Origin of the sequence: Duganella margarita, from assembly GCF_009857535.1 — a bacterium.
Lineage (GTDB): Bacteria > Pseudomonadota > Gammaproteobacteria > Burkholderiales > Burkholderiaceae_D > Rugamonas > Rugamonas margarita.
In genome coordinates, this window is sequence record NZ_WWCS01000001.1 from 229951 (window position 1) to 246917 (window position 16967).

A 16967-nucleotide genomic window follows, 5' to 3' on the forward strand; every position below is an offset into this window, starting at 1 on the left:
ATGTCCAACGCGATTCTCAATATGCCGGTCACGCCGTGGTGGAAACAGCGCTGGCCGTGGCTGCTGATGCTGGGCCCGGCCTCGGTGATGGTGGCCACCAGCTACACCGCCTGGCTGGCGATCAAGACCCCGGACGCCGAGGTGGTGGGCGACTACTACAAGCAGGGCAAGGCCATCAACCAGGACCTGCGGCGCGACCGTGTGGCCGCGCAGCTGGGCTTGTCGATGACGCTGGGGTATGACGCCGCCACCGGCGCGCTGAGCGGCCGCATCAACCGCAACGACACCGGGCCGCTGATGCTGCACCTGGCGCACGCCACGCAGCCGGAGAAAGATCTCAAGCTGATGCTGGTGCCGGACGCCGACGGCCACTTCAGCGTGGCGCTGCCGATGCTGGAACGCAGCCGCTGGGTGGTGCTGGTGGAGGGGGGAAAACGCGAATGGCGCCTGGCCGGCGCCTGGGTGTGGCCGGCCAACCACGGCATCACGCTGCTGCCGGACTAAGGCGGTCTAGCCGCAGGTTGCGGTGCCGGCGGTAATGGCCTTCAGCAGGCGCTGGTCGAGCAGTTCGATTTCGCGGTTGCTGACGCGCAGCAGGCCTTCTTTCTTGAACTTGGACAGCAGGCGCGAGATGCTCTCGATCGTCAGGCCGAGGTAATTGCCGATTTCCTCGCGCGACATGCGCAGCTGGAAGGTGTTGGGCGAATACCCGCGCGCCTCATAGCGCGACGACAGGTTGACGAGAAATGCGGCAAAGCGCTGGGTCGCCTGCATATTCCCCAGCAACAGCATCACGCTCTGCTCCCGCGTGATTTCCTGGCTCATCATGCGGTGGAAATGACGCAGCAGGGTCGGCATTTCCGCCAGCAGCAATTGCAGCGTAGCGAATGGAATCTCGCACACCTCACTGTCTTCCAGCGCGATGGCGGTGCAATGGTGCTCGTCGGCGCTGATGGCGTCCATGCCCAGCAGCTCGCCGGCCATCTGGAAACCGGTGATCTGTTCCGCTCCCTCGCGGTTGACCTGGTAGGTCTTGAAATGGCCGAGCCGGATCGCGTACAGGTTCTGGAATGGATCGCCGATGCGGAACAGCGTGCCGCCCCGCGGCACCTTGCGGCGGCGGCCGATGATCTGGTCGAGCCGCTCCATGTCGTTGTTGTCCAGCCCCATAGGCAGGCACAGCTGGTGCATGCTGCACGATGCGCAGCTTGCCTTCAGCACCTCAATTGTCGCGCCGGGAATGACCAGCGAAGGAAGTTCTCGTATCATGCAGCTAGTGTAGCCCATTCCACTTGATTTGCACCGCTATACCGCAGTCATCCAATCAGGTATTCGCGCGCGGGACCATATTTTGTTAGGCTAGCGGCATGACCCTGCCCAAGCCGCCCACCCTCGACCAGCATTTGTGTTTTTTAGTCTACAACACATCGCTGAAGATGACCCAGACCTACAAGCCGCTGCTGACTGCCCTCAATCTGACCTATCCCCAGTATCTGGTGATGGTGGTGCTGTGGGAAAAAGACGGACTCGGCCTCAAGGACGTGGCCGAGCGCCTGCAACAGGACTCCGGCTCGGTAACGCCGGTGGTCAAGCGGCTGGAAGCGGAAGGCTACCTGACGCGCGACCGCGATCCCCGCGACGAACGCAATCGCGTGCTGAAGCTCACCGCCGCCGGCCAGGCGCTGCGCGCCGCTGCGCTCAAGGTCAGCCAGGACTTCGCCGCCGAATGCCAGGTCAGCCACGAGGAGGTGGCGACGCTGATGGCCACCCTGGGCAAATTGAACCGTCATCTCGGCGATTGAGAAAATAAATCAAGATTTAACTTGCGTACGATTTTTTAGTGCGCTATATTTCATCTCAAGGAAACGCGCTAGTCAAGCAGCGCGTTTTTAAAACCACAATACTTAGCGCGCTAACAGTTAGCGCATACACTTGAAAGGAAATATCATGAAACGTACCTTCATCGCTTCCGCCCTGCTGGCCGCTACCGCTTTCGCCCACGCTGCCGCACCAGCCAACGACACCACCATCGTGCTGGTGCACGGCGCCTTCGCCGACGGTTCCAGCTGGAGCAAAGTCATCCCGATCCTGGAAGCCAAAGGCTACAAGGTGGTCGCCGTGCAAAACCCGCTGAGCTCGCTGGCCGACGACGTCGCCGCCACCCAGCGCGTGGTCGATGCGCAAACCGGCAACGTGGTGCTGGTCGGCCACTCGTGGGGCGGCACCGTGATCACCCAGGCCGGCACCAGCGACAAGATCAAGGCGCTGGTGTATGTGGCCGCGTTCGCGCCGTCGGAAGGGGAAGCCACCGCCAACCTGGGCAAGGACTACGCCGTGCCACCTGGCATCGCCACGCTGAAAGCCGACGCCGGCGGCTACCTGTGGCTGCCAACCGAATCGGTGGCGCTGAACTTCGCGCAGGACGTCACCCCGGCCGAGAAAAAACTGATCGCCGCCACGCAAGGCCCGATCGCCGCCAAAGCCTTCGGCGACACCACCACCGTGGCCGCCTGGAAGAACAAGGCCAACTACTACATCGTGGCCAGCAAGGACCGCATGATTGCGCCGGAACTGGAACAGGCCTTCGCCAGGAAAATCAACGCCACCGTGACCACGCTGCCAACCAGCCACGTGCCGATGGTGTCGCAACCGGCCAAGGTCGCTGAAGTAATTATCGCCGCCGCCCAGCGTTAATCTGCTTGCAGTTTGAAAGCCGACAGGCGTGCCACGGCACGCCTTTTTCTTTCTTGCCAACGCCAGTCTTTGATAGGAGAATCCAATCAGCCCCTGCACTCATCAAGGTTGATATGAAGCCACTCGGCATCAAGGCCAAAGTCGCGCTCGTTACCAGCATCACTTCGGTCCTGATGATCGGCCTCGTCACGCTGGTGCAGACCCAGCGCATGAAGGAGGACTATACCCGGGTGTTGTTCACCCAGCAGACGGCGCTGGTCAACCGCACCGCGCAGGAGCTGGACGACAAGCTGACCATGCTGCTCGATATCATCGCGCTGTCGGCCCGCAACCAGCCGCCGGCGCTGGCCGGCTCCGGCGACCAGTTGCGCGAGTATTACCAGGACCGCGCCGTGCTGGCCCTGTTCGACGATTTGCTGGTGCTGAACCCGCAAGGCAAGGTGATCTCCGACCTGCCGCTGGTGCCGGGCCGGGTCGGCATCGACGCCTCCGACCGCGCCTACTTCAAGGCCGTGATGCGCACCCGCAAGCCGATGATTACCGAGCCCATTATCGGCCGCGCCAACAAGCAGCCGGTGGTGCAGATGGTGGCGCCGGTGCTCAACAATAAAGGCGAAGTGGTGTGCCTGCTGGTGGGCGTGCTGCGGCTGTACAAGGACAATCTGCTGGGCCACCTGCGCACCGCGAAGGTCGGCAACAGCGGCTACTACTTCGCGCTGACCCGCAACGACAACCCGGTGTACGTGCTGCATCCCGATATTGCGCGCCTGCTCAAGCCGCGCGATCCGAACGCCAACCCGGCCACCACGCGTGCGCTGCAGGACGGTTTTGAGGGCACGGTCATGGGCCTGGGCGATGGCCTGCCGACCCTCAACAGCTACAAACAGCTGAAGTCGGTCGACTGGCTGCTGGCCACCTCGCTGCCGGCCGAGGAAGCATTCGAACCCTTCGACGGCGTCATCAAGCGCGTGCTGATCTGGAGCGGCGTGGCGGCGGTGCTGACCGCCTTGCTGATCAGCACGCTGACCTTGCGGCTGCTGGCGCCGCTGGCGCGGCTGCGCAACGCCATCGTCGGCCTGCGCGCCGAACCGGCCCGCTTCACGCCGCTGCCGGTGCACACGCACGACGAGGTCGGCCAGCTGACCACCGCCTTCAACGAGCTGATGCACGAACGGCTGGCGGCCGACGCGCGCCTGCAAAGCCTGGTGGAGTTCGCGCCGAACACCATCGTCGTGGTCGGCGTCGACGGCCGCATCGAGACTTTTAATCGCGAAGGCGAGCGCTGCTTCGGCTACGCGCGCGACGAGGTACTGGGCCAGCCGCTGGAGGTGCTGGTGCCGGAACGGCTGCGCCAGCAGCACGTGGTCCACCGCAACCGCTTCTTTGCCGACCGCCTCAGTGCCGAGCCGGTGCGCATGGGCAACGGCGCCGTCATCTACGGCCGCCGCCGCGACGGCAGCGAATTCCCGGTCGAGGTCAACCTGAGCGCGGTGCGCACCGACCAGGGCACCAAGGTGCTGGCGGTGATTTCCGACACCACCGAGCGCCAGCGTCTGCAGCACGAGGTGGAAACCCGCGCGCTGGAACTGGAACGCGAACGCGACCGCGCGCAGGCGGCCAACCGCGCCAAGAGCGATTTCGTCGCCAACATGAGCCACGAGATCCGCACGCCGATGAACGCGGTGCTGGGCATGGTCTACCTGCTTGGCAATACGCAGCTGACCTCGCAGCAGCGCAAGTACCTGAACATGGTGCGGGTCTCGGGCCAGTCGCTGCTGGGCATCCTCAACGACGTGCTGGATTTTTCCAAGATCGAGGCGCGCAAGCTGGACCTGTCGCCGGTCGATTTTGCGCTCGACGAGACCATGAACGCGCTGGCCACCATGATGACCATGAACGCCGGCGACAAGGAGCTGGAGCTGGCCATCAGCGTCGACGTGGCGATCCCCAACCGCCTGCGCGGCGACGCCATGCGCCTGCAGCAGATCCTGGTCAACCTGGCCGGCAACGCCATCAAGTTCACCGAGCAGGGCGAGGTGGTGGTCAGCGTGCAGCTGAGCGCGCGCGACGACCACAGCGCGCTGCTGCGCTTCGAGGTGCGCGACACCGGCATGGGCATGACCGAGGCCCAGCTGGGCCAGCTGTTCAACGCCTTCACGCAGGGCGACCAGAGCATTACGCGGCGCTTCGGCGGCACCGGCCTGGGACTGGCCATCACCAAGCGCCTGATCGAGCTGATGGGCGGACAGGTGGCCGTCAACAGCCGGCCGGGGCAGGGCTCGGCCTTCTGGTTCAGCCTGCCATTCGAGATCCAGGCCGACCAGACCGACGAGCGGCGCAAGCCGGCGCTTGGCCAGCTGCGCCTGCTGGTGGCGGACGACAACCGCACCAGCCGCGAACTGGTGGCGCGCCTGATCCGCGCCTGGGGCTGGCAGGCGGACGAGGTCGATTCGGGCGAGGCCGCGCTGCGCCGCTACCGCCAGAGCATCGACCACCAGCAGCCGTACGACGTGGTGCTGGCCGACTGGCACATGCCCGGCATGGACGGACTGGCCACCGCCAAGAGCATCCGCGCATCGGCCCACGGCAAGCCGCAGCCGATGGTGGTGATGCTGAACGCTTTTGCCCGCGACCGCATCGAGGAAATCTCGCACGCGCCGGAAGCCGACGTGGTGCTGGTCAAGCCAATCACCAGCTCCAACCTGTTCGACGCGCTGCACCAGGCGCTGGCCACGCAGGGCGAAGCCGAGCAGCAGGGCGTGCCCGACACCGGCATCGTCGGCACGCTGGCCGACATCCACTTCCTGCTGGTGGAAGACAACCTGCTGAACCAGGCGGTGGCGCGCGGCATCCTGGAGCACGCCGGCGCCACGCTGGACATCGCCGGCGACGGCCGCCAGGCGGTGGAAATGATGCGCAGCCATGCCGCCGAGTACGACCTGGTGCTGATGGACATGCAGATGCCGGTGATGGACGGCTTCACCGCCACCCGCATCCTGCGCCAGGAACTGCAGCTGGACCTGCCGATCATTGCGATGACGGCCGGCGTGCTGGAGTCCGAGCGCGACCGCAGCCGCGAGGCCGGCATCACCGACTTCATTCCCAAGCCGATCGAGGTGGACGAAATGCTGGCGGTGCTGCAACGCCATCTACCCAAGCGCGCCGCGCCGCCCCCTGCGCCAGTGTTGCCACCGCTGCCACCCATGCCCGCGCCGCCAGCGCCAGCGCCCGACCCGGCGCCTGTCGCCGCCGTGATGCCGACAGCATCGCTGGCCGAAGACGATCTGCTGGCCTCCATGGCCGCCGCCGCCGGCGTGCCAACATCGGCGCCGCCGGCTGCCACCGCAGCACGGGACACCGCCCCGGCGCCCGTGTTCGCGCCGCTGCTGGCGGTACCGCTCGGCGGCCCGCTGGCCAACGCAACGCAATCCTTGGCGCCGCCGCCCAAGCTGATGACCAACACGCCGCCAACCGGCGAAACCGCCATCTTCAACATGGACAGCCTGATGCGCGTGATGGGCAAGGACGCCAAGGGCCGCGCCGCCATGTACAAGATGGTGCGCGGCGCCCTCGACACTGGCATGGAGCCGGCTGACCAGGCCGGCCTGGCGTTGCAGGAAGGCCGCCTGCGCGATGCTGCCAAGCACTTCCATAGCCTGCGCGGCGCAGTCGGCATCCTGGGCGCCAAGCGCCTGATCCAGGCCACCATCGCCGCCGAAGACGCCATTGATAACCAGCGCGACGACGAACTCGCCGAGCGCTACCAGCAAGTCCGCGCCGAGCTGGCGCACACCCTGGCCCAGGCCCGCGCCTGGCTGGAACGCGAACAGTCCTGATCCCCTCACAGATGTAAGCAAACGTCGGCCGGATGACCGATCCGGCTGCCTGATTTATGGGCAATGTTTGGCGTTTACACCACAGTTTCCCCCGTCCCCGGCGCTTCCATGAATCATATTGATAATAATTCGCATTTACGTTACGGTATTTTATTGTTACAATCTTTCCCACTAATTTATTCCAAACCGGCAAGCCAGACGCCGCATGAACACCGTTTCAGCGCGCAGCCAGCCCTCTCTTTTTGACGAAAGAAGCACATGGCAATGATCAAGAGTCGCAAACACGCGCAGACGCGCTTTAATCAACACATGAGCGCAGCGCTGGCTGCGATGCTGCTGCCAGTGGCCGCCCACGCCGCCGAAGCCGCCGCCCCGTCCGATACCGACGCCCAGGCCAAGCCGCAAACCATGCAGGAAGTGCAAGTCAACGCCGCGCGTGAAAACGACTACAAGGCCGAACGTGCCTCGTCCGCCAAGTACACCGAAAAACTGGTCGACACCGCCCAGACCCTGACCGTCATCAAGAAAGAGCTGATCGAACAGCAAGGCGCCACCACGCTGACCGAAGCGCTGCGCAACACCCCGGGCGTCGGCGCCTTCTTCCTCGGCGAAAACGGCTCGACCAACACCGGCGACGCCATCTACATGCGCGGTTTCGACGCTTCCGGCAGCATCTACGTGGACGGCGTGCGCGACGTCGGCTCGATCGCCCGCGACACCTTCAACATCGAGCAGATCGACGTGCTCAAAGGCCCGGCCGGCACCGACAACGGCCGTTCGTCGCCAACCGGTTCGATCAACCTGGTCACCAAGCAGCCGCTGCTGGAAAACGCCTACCAGGCCTCGGTCACCGGCGGCAGCGGCAAGCAGAAGCGCGGCACGGCCGACCTCAACACCGTGATCGATGCCGACAGCGGCACCGCCTTCCGCCTGAACGTGCTGGACCAGGACAGCGGCAATCCGGCGCGCGACGTCGTCAAGAACAAGCGCTGGGCCATCGCGCCATCGCTGGCGTACGGCCTGAACAGCCCGACCCGCGTCTACCTGGACCTGCTGCACGTCAAGCAAAACAACATCCCGGACGGCGGCGTGCTGACCATCGGCCTGCCCGGCTACACCTCGCCGGACGCCACCCGTCCGTTCCTGACCAACGCCCGCCCGGTCGATCCGAAGAACTTCTACGGCTCCAGCCTGGACCATGACGATGTCAAAGCCGACATGGTCACGCTGAAAATCGAGCACGACTTCGCCAACGGCGCCAAGCTGGTCAACACCGCGCGCTACGGCAAGACCACCGAGAACTACCTGCTGACTTCGTTCATGGCGACCACCGCCAATCTGGTCACGCCGAACGCCGCCGATCCATCCACCTGGACCATGAAGCGCACCAACCTGACCTTCAAGGATCAGGTCAACGAAATCATCGCCAACCAGACCACGCTGACAGCCGACGTCACCACCGGCGCCGTCAAGCACACGCTGGTCGGCGGCCTGGAGTTCACCAACGAGAAGCAGACCAACTACACCTGGGCGGCCACCGGCGGCACCAGCCTGCCGCCGACCAGCATCTACAACCCGAACCCGGACGCGGCGGTCAACGTGACCTACGCCCGTAACGGCGCGCGCGGCAACGGCAGCACCAACACCGAGAGCGTCTACCTGTTCGACACCGCCAAGATCGGCGCCGACTGGATCATCAACGCCGGCGTACGCGTTGACCACTACAACACCACCTACAACGCCGTCACCGTGCAGGGCGCGGTCACCGCGCCTGCCCAGCAGGTGATCCCGGTCGGCACACTGCTGGGCAGCTCGATCGACGCCGGCGACACCCTGGTCAACGGCAAACTGTCGGTGGCCTACAAGCCGACCGCCGACAGCAGCGTCTACGCGCTGGTGGCCAGTTCGAAATCGCCGCCGGGCGGCACCACCTTCACCCTGAGCAGCAGCGCCAACAGCGCCGCCAACCCGAACTACGATCCGCAAACCACCACCAACTACGAAGTCGGCACCAAGTGGGATCTGCTGCAGCAAAAACTGTCGTTCACCGCGGCGGCCTTCCGCACCGAAGTGAAAAACGAGATCGAAGTCGATCCGACCAATCCGGCCGTGTACTACCAGAACGGTAAAAAACGCGTGCAAGGTATCGAGCTGGGCGTGACCGGCGAAATCCTGCCGAAATGGCTGGTCAGCGCCGGCTACACCCACCAGTCGACCAGCGTTGAATCCGGCAAGGTGGTGACCGCCAACGGCGAAAACCAGCTGAGCTACACGCCGAAGCAGGCGTTCACGCTGTGGACCTCGTACACGCTGCCGTTCGGCCTGCAAATCGGCGGCGGCGCGCGCTTCAGCGACAAGCTGCTGCGCGGCACCGACGGTGCCGTCGGCACCCCGGCCTACGCCGATTCGTACTGGGTGTTCGACGCCATGGCGGCTTACCCGATCAACAAGAACATCGACCTGCGCCTGAACGTCTACAATCTGGGCGACAAGGACTACGTACAGGCGATCAACAAGTCGGGCTACCGCTACACCCCGGGCGCGCCGCGTTCGGCCAGCCTGACGGCCAACTTCAAGTTCTAAGCACGCGGTCCCGATTCCGTGTTGCTGGCCCCGTCGCTACCCGTAGCGGCGGGGTTTTTGCATTGAGAGGAGCTTCATCATGATGTTGCATATTCCCGGCGTGCTGACCCGCGAGCAGGTCGCCGCCATGCGCGCCCAGCTGGACGCCTCGGACTGGATCGACGGCCGCGCCACCGTCGGCGAGCAGGGCGCCAAGGTCAAGCAGAACCGCCAGTTGCCCGAGACCTCGCCGCTGGCGCTGGAGCTGGGCCAGACCATCCTGGCGGCGCTGGCCCGGCAGCCGCTGTACTTCTCGGCGGCGCTGCCGCTGCGCACCATTCCGCCGCTGTTCAACCGCTACGCCGGCGGCGAGCACTACGGTGCGCACGTGGACGGCGCCATGCGCCGCATTCCCGGCAGCGGCGACTGGGTGCGCACCGACGTCTCGACCACGGTATTTTTGTGCGATCCGGACGAGTATGACGGCGGTGAGCTGATCGTTACCGACGCCTATGGCGAGCATGAAGTCAAACTGCCGGCCGGCGACGCCATCGTCTACCCGTCGACCAGCATCCACCGGGTCGAGCCGGTCACGCGCGGCGCCCGCGTCTGCTCGTTCTTCTGGACCCAGAGCATGGTGCGCGACGACATGCGCCGCAGCCTGCTGCTGGAACTGGACCAGAACATCCAGAGCCTGCGCGCGCGCCTGGGCGACTGCCCGGAACTGGTCGGCCTCACCGGCCACTACCACAACCTGCTGCGGCAGTGGAGCGAGGTCTGATTCAGGCCGCCGCGCTGGCCACGTCGACCACCCACACCACGCCGAAGCGGTCCTTCAGCCTGCCGTACAGCGGCGTCCATGGCGCCGGCGCCAGCGGCTGCTGGATGACGCCGCCTTCGCTTAGCGGATGCCACTGCGCGGCGATTTCGTCCGCATCGTTGCCCCGCAGCGAGACGAAGAACGCATTCTCGCCTTGATGCCACGCCGTGGCGGCCGCCACATCGCACGCCATGATGCGGAAGCCATTGGCGGCCACCACCTGGCCCCAGATGATGTGGTCGGCATCGGCAGGATCTTGCACATTGCCCATCTGCGCATAGGTCACCTGCGTCAGCTCGCCGCCGAAGACAGCTTGGTAAAAGGCCAGCGCAGCGCGCGCCTGGCCGCGCAGGTTGATGTGGGGAACAGTAGTGACAGACATGGGTAACTCGCTTTCTAAGTGGCATTAGCAAAATCGCTGACGCCACTATAGCCAGCCCTCCTGTCACTTTTTGTCAGCAGTCACGCCAGCGACTTCAACTGGCCTTTGAACACGCTTGCCAGCGTCTGGAACAGGAAGATCACGATGGTCAGGCTGGCGATGGCCAGCACCACCATGGCGATGGCGTCGGTGACCGGATCGGCGGCCCACGCGGCATAGCGGATCGCCGCGCCGGCCGAGGCCGCCAACGGGAAGCTGGCCGCCCACCACGAGACCCGGAACGGCGAGCAGTGCGGCAGGTGACGCAGGCGGCCCAGCAGCACTGCCAGCAGGAACAGCGTCAGCATGTACAGCACTTGCGCCAACAGGTCGATGCCGCCGGTGGTGGTGACGTAGGCGGTAAAGCCGACCGCGAACGGCGCCACCAGCACCAGCAGCGACGGTTGCAGCGGCGCCGGCAACGGTTCTTCCAGCACCAGCCGCTGGAAGATCAGCGTAAACAGCGGCACCGCGAAGAACAGACCAACCGCCAGCCCGAACACCATCACGCCATGCAGGCCATCCCATTGCAGCACCGGCACCGCCAGCGGCACGTCCAGCATGCCGACCACCGGCACGATCCACGGCGGCGACACATGGGACGCCACCAGCCGCAGCGTCATCCAGCGCATCACAATGACCCAGGCCAGCGCCGTCATGCCAATCGCACCCAGCACCCACGACAGGCGCGCCAGCGCCAGGCTGTAATCGACCAGCACGAACGGCAGCAGGAGCAGGCTGATCATCGGCGTGCCGAACAGGTTGGAAGCGATCGGGTGGCTGAACTCGGCGCGCACCGTATCCCAGCCGGACCAGGCCTTGACGCCGTAGGCGATCACCAGCGCGACAAAGGCGGCGACGGCCGCCAGCCCGATGGCCTGGCTGATCCAGACTGGTGCGCCAAAGTGGTGGTGCGCCGCCTTCCAGGCGACCGACAGCCCGGTCAGGCCCATGACGCCGCCGAAGATGCCAACCGGCAGGTAGGAGAGGGGAGTGGATTGGTTTTGCATGATGGACAACCGGTGACAGAGTAGCCACCATTGTCGAGCCGCCCGCCGCTGCTGGCGATGCTCCGGAGGATAGAGTTTTTGCTCGACCGTCTCAACCGCTACTTCCGAAAGAGAGGCGCCGGCCCGGCGCTTGCGTGGCGCATCAGAGTGAATATATACTTCGTATACGTTTCATATATCGGGGTAAGCTATGGGGATTGTGAACATCGACGACGAGCTGCACGACCAGCTGCGCAAGGCCAGCGCGGTGGCGTGTCGCTCGATCAACGCGCAGGCGGCGTTCTGGATCAAGATCGGCATGCTGTGCGAAATGAATCCGACGCAGTCGTTCAACGACATCGTCGGCCGCGAACTGCGCGCCGCCGGCGTCGATGCGCAAGTGCTGAGGGCAGTTTCATCATGACCAAGCGGCCGGAAGAAATCGCGCTGATGGCGGAATCTGGCCGGCTGCTGGCCGGTGTGTTCAGCCGTCTCGACCAGCTGAACCTGATCGGCATGTCGACCATGGCAGTGAACGACCTGGTCGACCGCTACATCATCGACGATTTGCAGGCGCGGCCGGCCAGCAAGGGCCAGTACGGCTACGCCTATGCGCTGAACGCCTCGCGCAACAGCGTGGTGTGCCACGGCGTGCCCTCGGCCAGCGAGATCTTGCAGGACGGCGACATCGTCAACTTCGACATCACGCTGGAGAAGAACGGCTACATCGCAGATTCCAGCAAAACCTACCTGGTCGGCGCGGTCTCGTCGGCCGCCCGCAAGCTGGTGCAGGTGACCTATGAAGCGCTGTGGATGGGCATACACACCGTGCGGCCGGGCGCGCAACTGGGCGACATCGGCCACGCCATCGCCCGCCATGCCAGCCGCAATGGCTACAGCGTGGTGCGCGAATACTGCGGTCACGGCATCGGCCGCGAAATGCACGAAGCGCCGCAGGTACTGCACTGGGGCAAACCGAAGACCGGACTGGTGCTGCGCGAAGGCATGACCTTCACCATCGAGCCGATGCTTAACCAGGGCGGCCGCGCCGTGCACACCGAGGACGACGGCTGGACCGTGGTCACGGACGACGGCAAACTATCGGCCCAGTTTGAGCACACAGTCGCGGTCACGCGCACCGGCGTGCAAGTGCTGACGCTGCGGCCGGATGAACAGGCGCGGCACTGAGCTGTTCGGTGAATTTGCTGCGTCTTCAGTGCCGCCTCAAAGGGAAACCACAGGGGCCTGGTGGAGATAGTCGCCGCTTTCCGCCACGCTCAACATAAAGCCAGCCAGATCGGCTCTCGACAGTCTGCCGGCAACGCCCGGCTTCAAGCTGGTGCTGGCGCGATAGTCGTCCATCGCTGCGCCGTTGGTCAGCGCGGGAGGGCGGACCAGGGTCCAGTCGGTGGTGCTGGCCCGTACCAGGTTTTCCATGCCATCCTTGTCGCGCATCTTTTCACGGATGATCTTGCGCACCAGGCGGATGAACCAGGAATCGTGCTGCGTTTCCGATGCACCGTAGGCGCTGAGCGCTATCAGGCGTTGTGTGCCGGTGTGCTGCATGGCTTGCAAAATACTGCGGATGCCGTCGGTGCAAACCGTCTGCGCGCCGCCCTTGCGGACGCCCAGCACGCTGATCACCGCATCGGCGCCTTGCACCACGGCGGCTATCGCATCAGGCTGATCCAGCTGGCCAACGATCCGTTGCAGGCGGACGCTATCCAGCGACAAGCTGCCGGCGCTGCGCAATAGCACGGTGACGTCGTGTCCGGCAGCCAACGCCTGTTGGACCAGCAGCCGTCCGGTCGCGCCCGAGGCGCCAAAAATAGCAAGCTTCATCGTGCATCCTCTCCTGCGAGGATGGCAACGGCTTGGGCCACCAACGCCGGCGCGCCGGCGAGAAAGCCGCTGCTGCCCAAATGCCACGGTGTGCCGTCCAGATCGGTTACGCTGCCGCCCGCTTCTGCCACCAGCAGCGCGCCGGCCACCAGACCGGAACGCACCTGGCTGTATTGCCAGAACAAGTCCTGACGACCGGCCGCAATCTGCACCAGTTGCAAGGTGGCGGGAACCGACACGCGCACCACCAGCGCCGCCGCCAGCATGGCGGTCACCGAGCTGCCCATGCGCTGATAGACAGCGGTGCCTTCATCCGGCACCGCCTGGCCGGTGCCCACCATGGCGGCGTTCAGTTCGGTTTTGCCGGAGACGTGCAGACGTGTGCCGTTCAACCAGGCGCCACCACCACGCAGGGCGGTATAGGTGTCGCCGCTCAAGGGCAGATGCACTGCTGTCAGCACCGGCAGGTTGTCGCGCACCAGCGTCGCTGTGACGCCCCAGTCGGGCAGGCCGTGGATGTGGTTGATGGCGCCCTCGACCGGGTCGGCGACCCACCAGGTGCCGGGCGGCAAGGCGCCTGCACCGGCCTCATCGTCGTCCCATCGCGCGTCAGCGCAGGCGGCTGATAACGCGGGCCGCAAGATATCGCGGGAGATGGTGTCGTTGGCGGCGATCATATTGCCGATGTCGTTTCTGTCGCACGGACGGGCGTTGACGCTAAAACGCGCCAACACGGCCTGGCCAGCCGACTGCACTGCCTGGACTACCTGCTGGAGCAGGTCAAAGTCCGGATGATTCAAGGGGTTCATTTGGGGTCTCGATTTCGCTTGACGGGGAGTAAAAATGATATGAGCATTAGCTCACATGAACAACTCGCATTCCACACCGGCCCGCTTGCAGCCACGCAAAGCCCCGTCCCAGCCCCGTTCCGCGCAAACCGTTGAAGCCATCTTGACGGGGGCGGCTCACATTCTGGAGCGCCATGGGCTTGAGGGATACACAACGAACGCCATCGCTGCCAAGGCCGGCGTCAGCATCGGCTCGCTGTACCAATACTTCCCAACCAAGGATGCGGTGACGGTCGCGCTGATCGAGCGCGAGATGGCGCAGGTGGTCGATGAGGCGACGCAGGCGCTCAAGCTCGCTGACCGGCAGGCGGCCTTGCGGCAGCTGATCGAAGTCGCGGTGCGCCATCAATTACGCCGGCCAGCGCTGGCGGTCTTGCTCGATTTTGAGCAGCATCGTTTGTCTGCAATAATGCCGCCGTCCGGCAACCGGATGACGATGCGCGCGGCGCTGGTTGAATTTCTCGGCCGCGACGCGCCCGCGCCAGAACTGGCGGCGGAGGACCTGATGGAGCTGATTAGCGCGCTCACCGATGCCGCCGGACGCCGCGGCAACGTTGAACCGGCACAGCTGGTGGAACGAATTGGTGGCGCCGTGCGTGGCTACCTCAGCGTGTTGTAACGACTTAAGGAACTGGTATGCCCCGTGGTTTCAAACAGGTAGACGTTTTCTCCGCCGTCCCGTTTCAAGGCAATCCGCTGGCCGTCATCCTCGATGCCGACGGACTCAGCGGCGATCAAATGCAGGCGATTGCACGCTGGACCAATCTGTCCGAAACCACCTTTGTGCTGCCGCCCACCGATCCCGCCGCCGATTACCGGGTGCGCATTTTCACCACGCAGGAAGAATTTCCGTTTGCCGGCCATCCCACCTTGGGCACGGCCTATGCGCTGTTGCAGGCAGGGCGGCAACCGAAGAACCCAGGCGTGCTGATTCAGGAGTGTGGCGTCGGACTGATGCCGGTGCGTATTGCCGACGACGGCGCGTTGGGATTCCGCGCGCCACCAGCGACGTTTGAGGAGATGAACGCTGCCCAGTTGCCGCTGCTGCACCGCGCCTTGGGCGTCAATCCTGGGCACGCGCCGGTGGCGGCCGACATGGGCATCTGCTGGCTGATCGTTCCCCTGGAAACGGTGGCCGAGTGCCTATCGGTCGCGCCGGATGCGTCGGCGCTGGATGAATTGATGCAGCTAACCCGCTGCAACGGCGTCGCCCTGTACGCCCCGCACGCCGCCGGTGGCCCCGCCGATTACGAGGTACGCGCCTTCCTGCTGGAAAACGGCCTGTTGCTGGAAGACCCCGTAACCGGCAGCGCCAACGCCTGCATCGCCCGCTTGCAGCCCGGCGAGGGCTACCGCGTGCGGCAGGGTACGGCGCTCGGCCGCGATGGCCGGGTCACCGTAGTCTACGAAAACGACGAGCCATGGATCTACGGCCAGTCCGTCACCATCATCGACGGTCAAATCAACTGCTGAAAATATTTCTGAGATTTTACTAGACGACTAGTCTAATTGTGTTTATAGTGAAGTCCATGAACACGACAGCCACCTCCGAAACCAACGACGTACGAGCGACCATTCTCGCCACGGGCCAACGCCTGATGGCTGGAAAAGGCTTCTCGGCGGTCGGGTTGAATGAAATCCTGACCGGCGCCGGTGTGCCCAAGGGATCGTTCTACCATTACTTTGGTTCGAAGGACGCGTTCGGCGAAGCGCTGCTCGACACCTATTTTGAGGACTATCTGGCGGAGCTGGACGTGACGCTGGCACAGCCGGGCCTGAACATGGCCCAGCGCCTGATCAGCTACTTTGAAGTCTGGCGCCAGACGCAGTCGTTTTTCGATTGCCAGGGCAAATGCCTGGCCGTGAAAATGGCGGCCGAAGTGGCGGACTTGTCGGAAGCGATGCGCCTGTCGATCAAGCGCGGCACCAGCGGCATTGTGCGCCGGCTGGCAGCCGCCATCGAAGCAGGTGTGGCCGAAGGCTCGCTGAGCATCGACGCCGATGCCGACAGCACCGCGCACAGCCTGTACCAGTTGTGGCTGGGCACCAGCGTCATGGTCAAGATTGAACGTGACGTTGCGCCATTCACGACCGCAATGAACACCACGCACCAAATTCTTCATCTGTCCCAGCACTAAGGGAACGATGACACGCATTTCACACGAAATGCTTTTTTTTTGCCCCAGTTATAGACGACTGGTCTAATAGTTGCAGTTTATTTGCTTTACTTACCTCTGGAGAAATATCATGAAAAAAGTTTTGATGGTTCTGACCTCGCACGATCAATTGGGCAACACCGGCCGTAAAACCGGCTTCTGGCTGGAAGAGCTGGCCGCGCCGTACTACACCTTCAAGGACGCCGGCGTCGAGGTTGTGCTGGCTTCGCCACTCGGCGGCCAGCCGCCGCTGGACCCGAAAAGCAATGAGCCGTCGTTCCAGACCGATCTGACGCGCCGCTTCGAGCAGGATGCCGCCGCCACCGCGCAACTGGCCGCCACCGTGCGCCTGGACTCGGTCAATCAGGCCGATTTCGACACCGTGTTTTACCCAGGCGGCCACGGCCCGCTGTGGGATCTGGCGGAAGACAAGCACTCCATCCAGCTGATCGAGTCCTTCCTGGCCGCCAACAAGCCGGTGGCATTGGTCTGCCATGCGCCGGGCGTACTGCGCCACGTCCAAACGCCGGCTGGCCGTCCGCTGGTCGAAGGCAAGAAAGTGACCGGTTTCACCAACACCGAAGAGGAAGCTGTCGGCCTGACCAACGTGGTGCCGTTCCTGGTGGAGGACGTCCTGAAAGCCAACGGCGGCGTGTATTCGCAAGGTCCGGACTGGGGCTCGTATGTGGTCAGCGACGGCTTGCTGATCACCGGCCAGAACCCGGCCTCGTCGTCGGCCGCCGCAGCGCTGCTGCTCAAGCAAATCGCCTGACCCGCTGTGCCGGCGCGGTGATCAATC

The 16967-nt window shown here is 64.4% G+C and carries 17 protein-coding genes; 12 read left to right on the forward strand and 5 right to left on the reverse strand.

The features are described 5' to 3' along the window. Window positions 1-504 carry a FixH family protein gene (locus GTP55_RS01100; protein ID WP_161043155.1) on the forward strand — a complete coding sequence of 168 codons (504 nt, stop codon included), beginning with the start codon at window positions 1-3 and terminating at the stop codon, window positions 502-504. A 6-nt stretch (window positions 505-510) separates the two neighbouring features. On the opposite strand, the gene fnr is transcribed toward GTP55_RS01100, so the two are convergent. Continuing rightward, entirely contained in the window at window positions 511-1269 is a 759-nt protein-coding gene (gene fnr / locus GTP55_RS01105) for a fumarate/nitrate reduction transcriptional regulator Fnr (protein WP_161043156.1), read from the reverse strand. A gap of 98 nt (window positions 1270-1367) precedes the next feature. Between fnr and GTP55_RS01110 the strand changes: the two genes are divergently transcribed. The 5 genes from GTP55_RS01110 to GTP55_RS01130 all read left to right on the forward strand — a co-directional run bounded on the left by GTP55_RS01110 (window position 1368) and on the right by GTP55_RS01130 (window position 9873). Further along, a complete protein-coding gene (locus GTP55_RS01110) occupies window positions 1368-1802 on the forward strand; it encodes a MarR family winged helix-turn-helix transcriptional regulator (protein ID WP_161043157.1) in 435 nt (144 codons plus the stop codon). A 145-nt stretch (window positions 1803-1947) separates the two neighbouring features. Continuing rightward, window positions 1948-2694, forward strand: coding sequence for an alpha/beta fold hydrolase (locus tag GTP55_RS01115; protein ID WP_161043158.1), 747 nt, complete (start codon window positions 1948-1950; stop codon window positions 2692-2694). A gap of 113 nt (window positions 2695-2807) precedes the next feature. Beyond that, the gene (locus GTP55_RS01120; RefSeq protein ID WP_161043159.1) at window positions 2808-6530 is read left to right on the forward strand and encodes a response regulator; all 3723 of its coding nucleotides are present in this window, start codon (window positions 2808-2810) and stop codon (window positions 6528-6530) included. A 258-nt stretch (window positions 6531-6788) separates the two neighbouring features. Beyond that, a complete protein-coding gene (locus GTP55_RS01125) occupies window positions 6789-9113 on the forward strand; it encodes a catecholate siderophore receptor Fiu (RefSeq protein WP_161043160.1) in 2325 nt (774 codons plus the stop codon). A gap of 79 nt (window positions 9114-9192) precedes the next feature. Next, window positions 9193-9873 (forward strand): Fe2+-dependent dioxygenase, encoded by a 681-nt coding sequence (locus tag GTP55_RS01130; protein ID WP_161043161.1) that lies wholly within the window; start codon window positions 9193-9195, stop codon window positions 9871-9873. 1 nt (window position 9874) lies between these two features. On the opposite strand, the gene GTP55_RS01135 is transcribed toward GTP55_RS01130, so the two are convergent. Continuing rightward, window positions 9875-10294: a VOC family protein gene (locus GTP55_RS01135; RefSeq protein ID WP_161043162.1), complete on the reverse strand. Its 420-nt coding sequence runs from the start codon at window positions 10292-10294 to the stop codon at window positions 9875-9877. Between the two features lie 80 nt (window positions 10295-10374). Beyond that, window positions 10375-11343, reverse strand: a complete 969-nt coding sequence (locus GTP55_RS01140; RefSeq protein WP_161043163.1) for an SLAC1 anion channel family protein — start codon at window positions 11341-11343, stop codon at window positions 10375-10377. A gap of 190 nt (window positions 11344-11533) precedes the next feature. Between GTP55_RS01140 and GTP55_RS01145 the strand changes: the two genes are divergently transcribed. Both GTP55_RS01145 and map read left to right on the forward strand, forming a co-directional pair. Then, the gene (locus GTP55_RS01145; RefSeq protein ID WP_161043164.1) at window positions 11534-11746 is read left to right on the forward strand and encodes a ParD-like family protein; all 213 of its coding nucleotides are present in this window, start codon (window positions 11534-11536) and stop codon (window positions 11744-11746) included. Beyond that, window positions 11743-12510 (forward strand): type I methionyl aminopeptidase, encoded by a 768-nt coding sequence (gene map / locus GTP55_RS01150; RefSeq protein ID WP_161043165.1) that lies wholly within the window; start codon window positions 11743-11745, stop codon window positions 12508-12510. The genes GTP55_RS01145 and map overlap by 4 nt, the downstream gene beginning before the upstream one ends. A gap of 36 nt (window positions 12511-12546) precedes the next feature. Here map and GTP55_RS01155 read toward each other — a convergent pair whose 3' ends face one another. Then, window positions 12547-13164 carry an NAD(P)-dependent oxidoreductase gene (locus GTP55_RS01155; protein ID WP_161043166.1) on the reverse strand — a complete coding sequence of 206 codons (618 nt, stop codon included), beginning with the start codon at window positions 13162-13164 and terminating at the stop codon, window positions 12547-12549. Next, window positions 13161-13973: an inositol monophosphatase family protein gene (locus GTP55_RS01160; RefSeq protein ID WP_161043167.1), complete on the reverse strand. Its 813-nt coding sequence runs from the start codon at window positions 13971-13973 to the stop codon at window positions 13161-13163. Before GTP55_RS01160 ends, GTP55_RS01155 begins: the two co-directional genes overlap by 4 nt. A gap of 55 nt (window positions 13974-14028) precedes the next feature. Between GTP55_RS01160 and GTP55_RS01165 the strand changes: the two genes are divergently transcribed. From GTP55_RS01165 to GTP55_RS01180, 4 genes are all read left to right on the forward strand, one after another. Continuing rightward, on the forward strand, window positions 14029-14631 hold the full coding sequence (locus tag GTP55_RS01165; RefSeq protein ID WP_161043168.1) for a TetR/AcrR family transcriptional regulator: 603 nt from the start codon (window positions 14029-14031) through the stop codon (window positions 14629-14631). Window positions 14632-14648: 17 nt separating this feature from the next. Then, window positions 14649-15485: a PhzF family phenazine biosynthesis protein gene (locus GTP55_RS01170; RefSeq protein WP_161043169.1), complete on the forward strand. Its 837-nt coding sequence runs from the start codon at window positions 14649-14651 to the stop codon at window positions 15483-15485. A gap of 56 nt (window positions 15486-15541) precedes the next feature. After that, complete coding sequence (locus tag GTP55_RS01175; protein WP_161043170.1) at window positions 15542-16150, forward strand: TetR/AcrR family transcriptional regulator; 609 nt, start codon at window positions 15542-15544, stop codon at window positions 16148-16150. Between the two features lie 109 nt (window positions 16151-16259). Next, on the forward strand, window positions 16260-16940 hold the full coding sequence (locus GTP55_RS01180; RefSeq protein ID WP_161043171.1) for a type 1 glutamine amidotransferase domain-containing protein: 681 nt from the start codon (window positions 16260-16262) through the stop codon (window positions 16938-16940). Window positions 16941-16967: the final 27 nt, after the last annotated feature.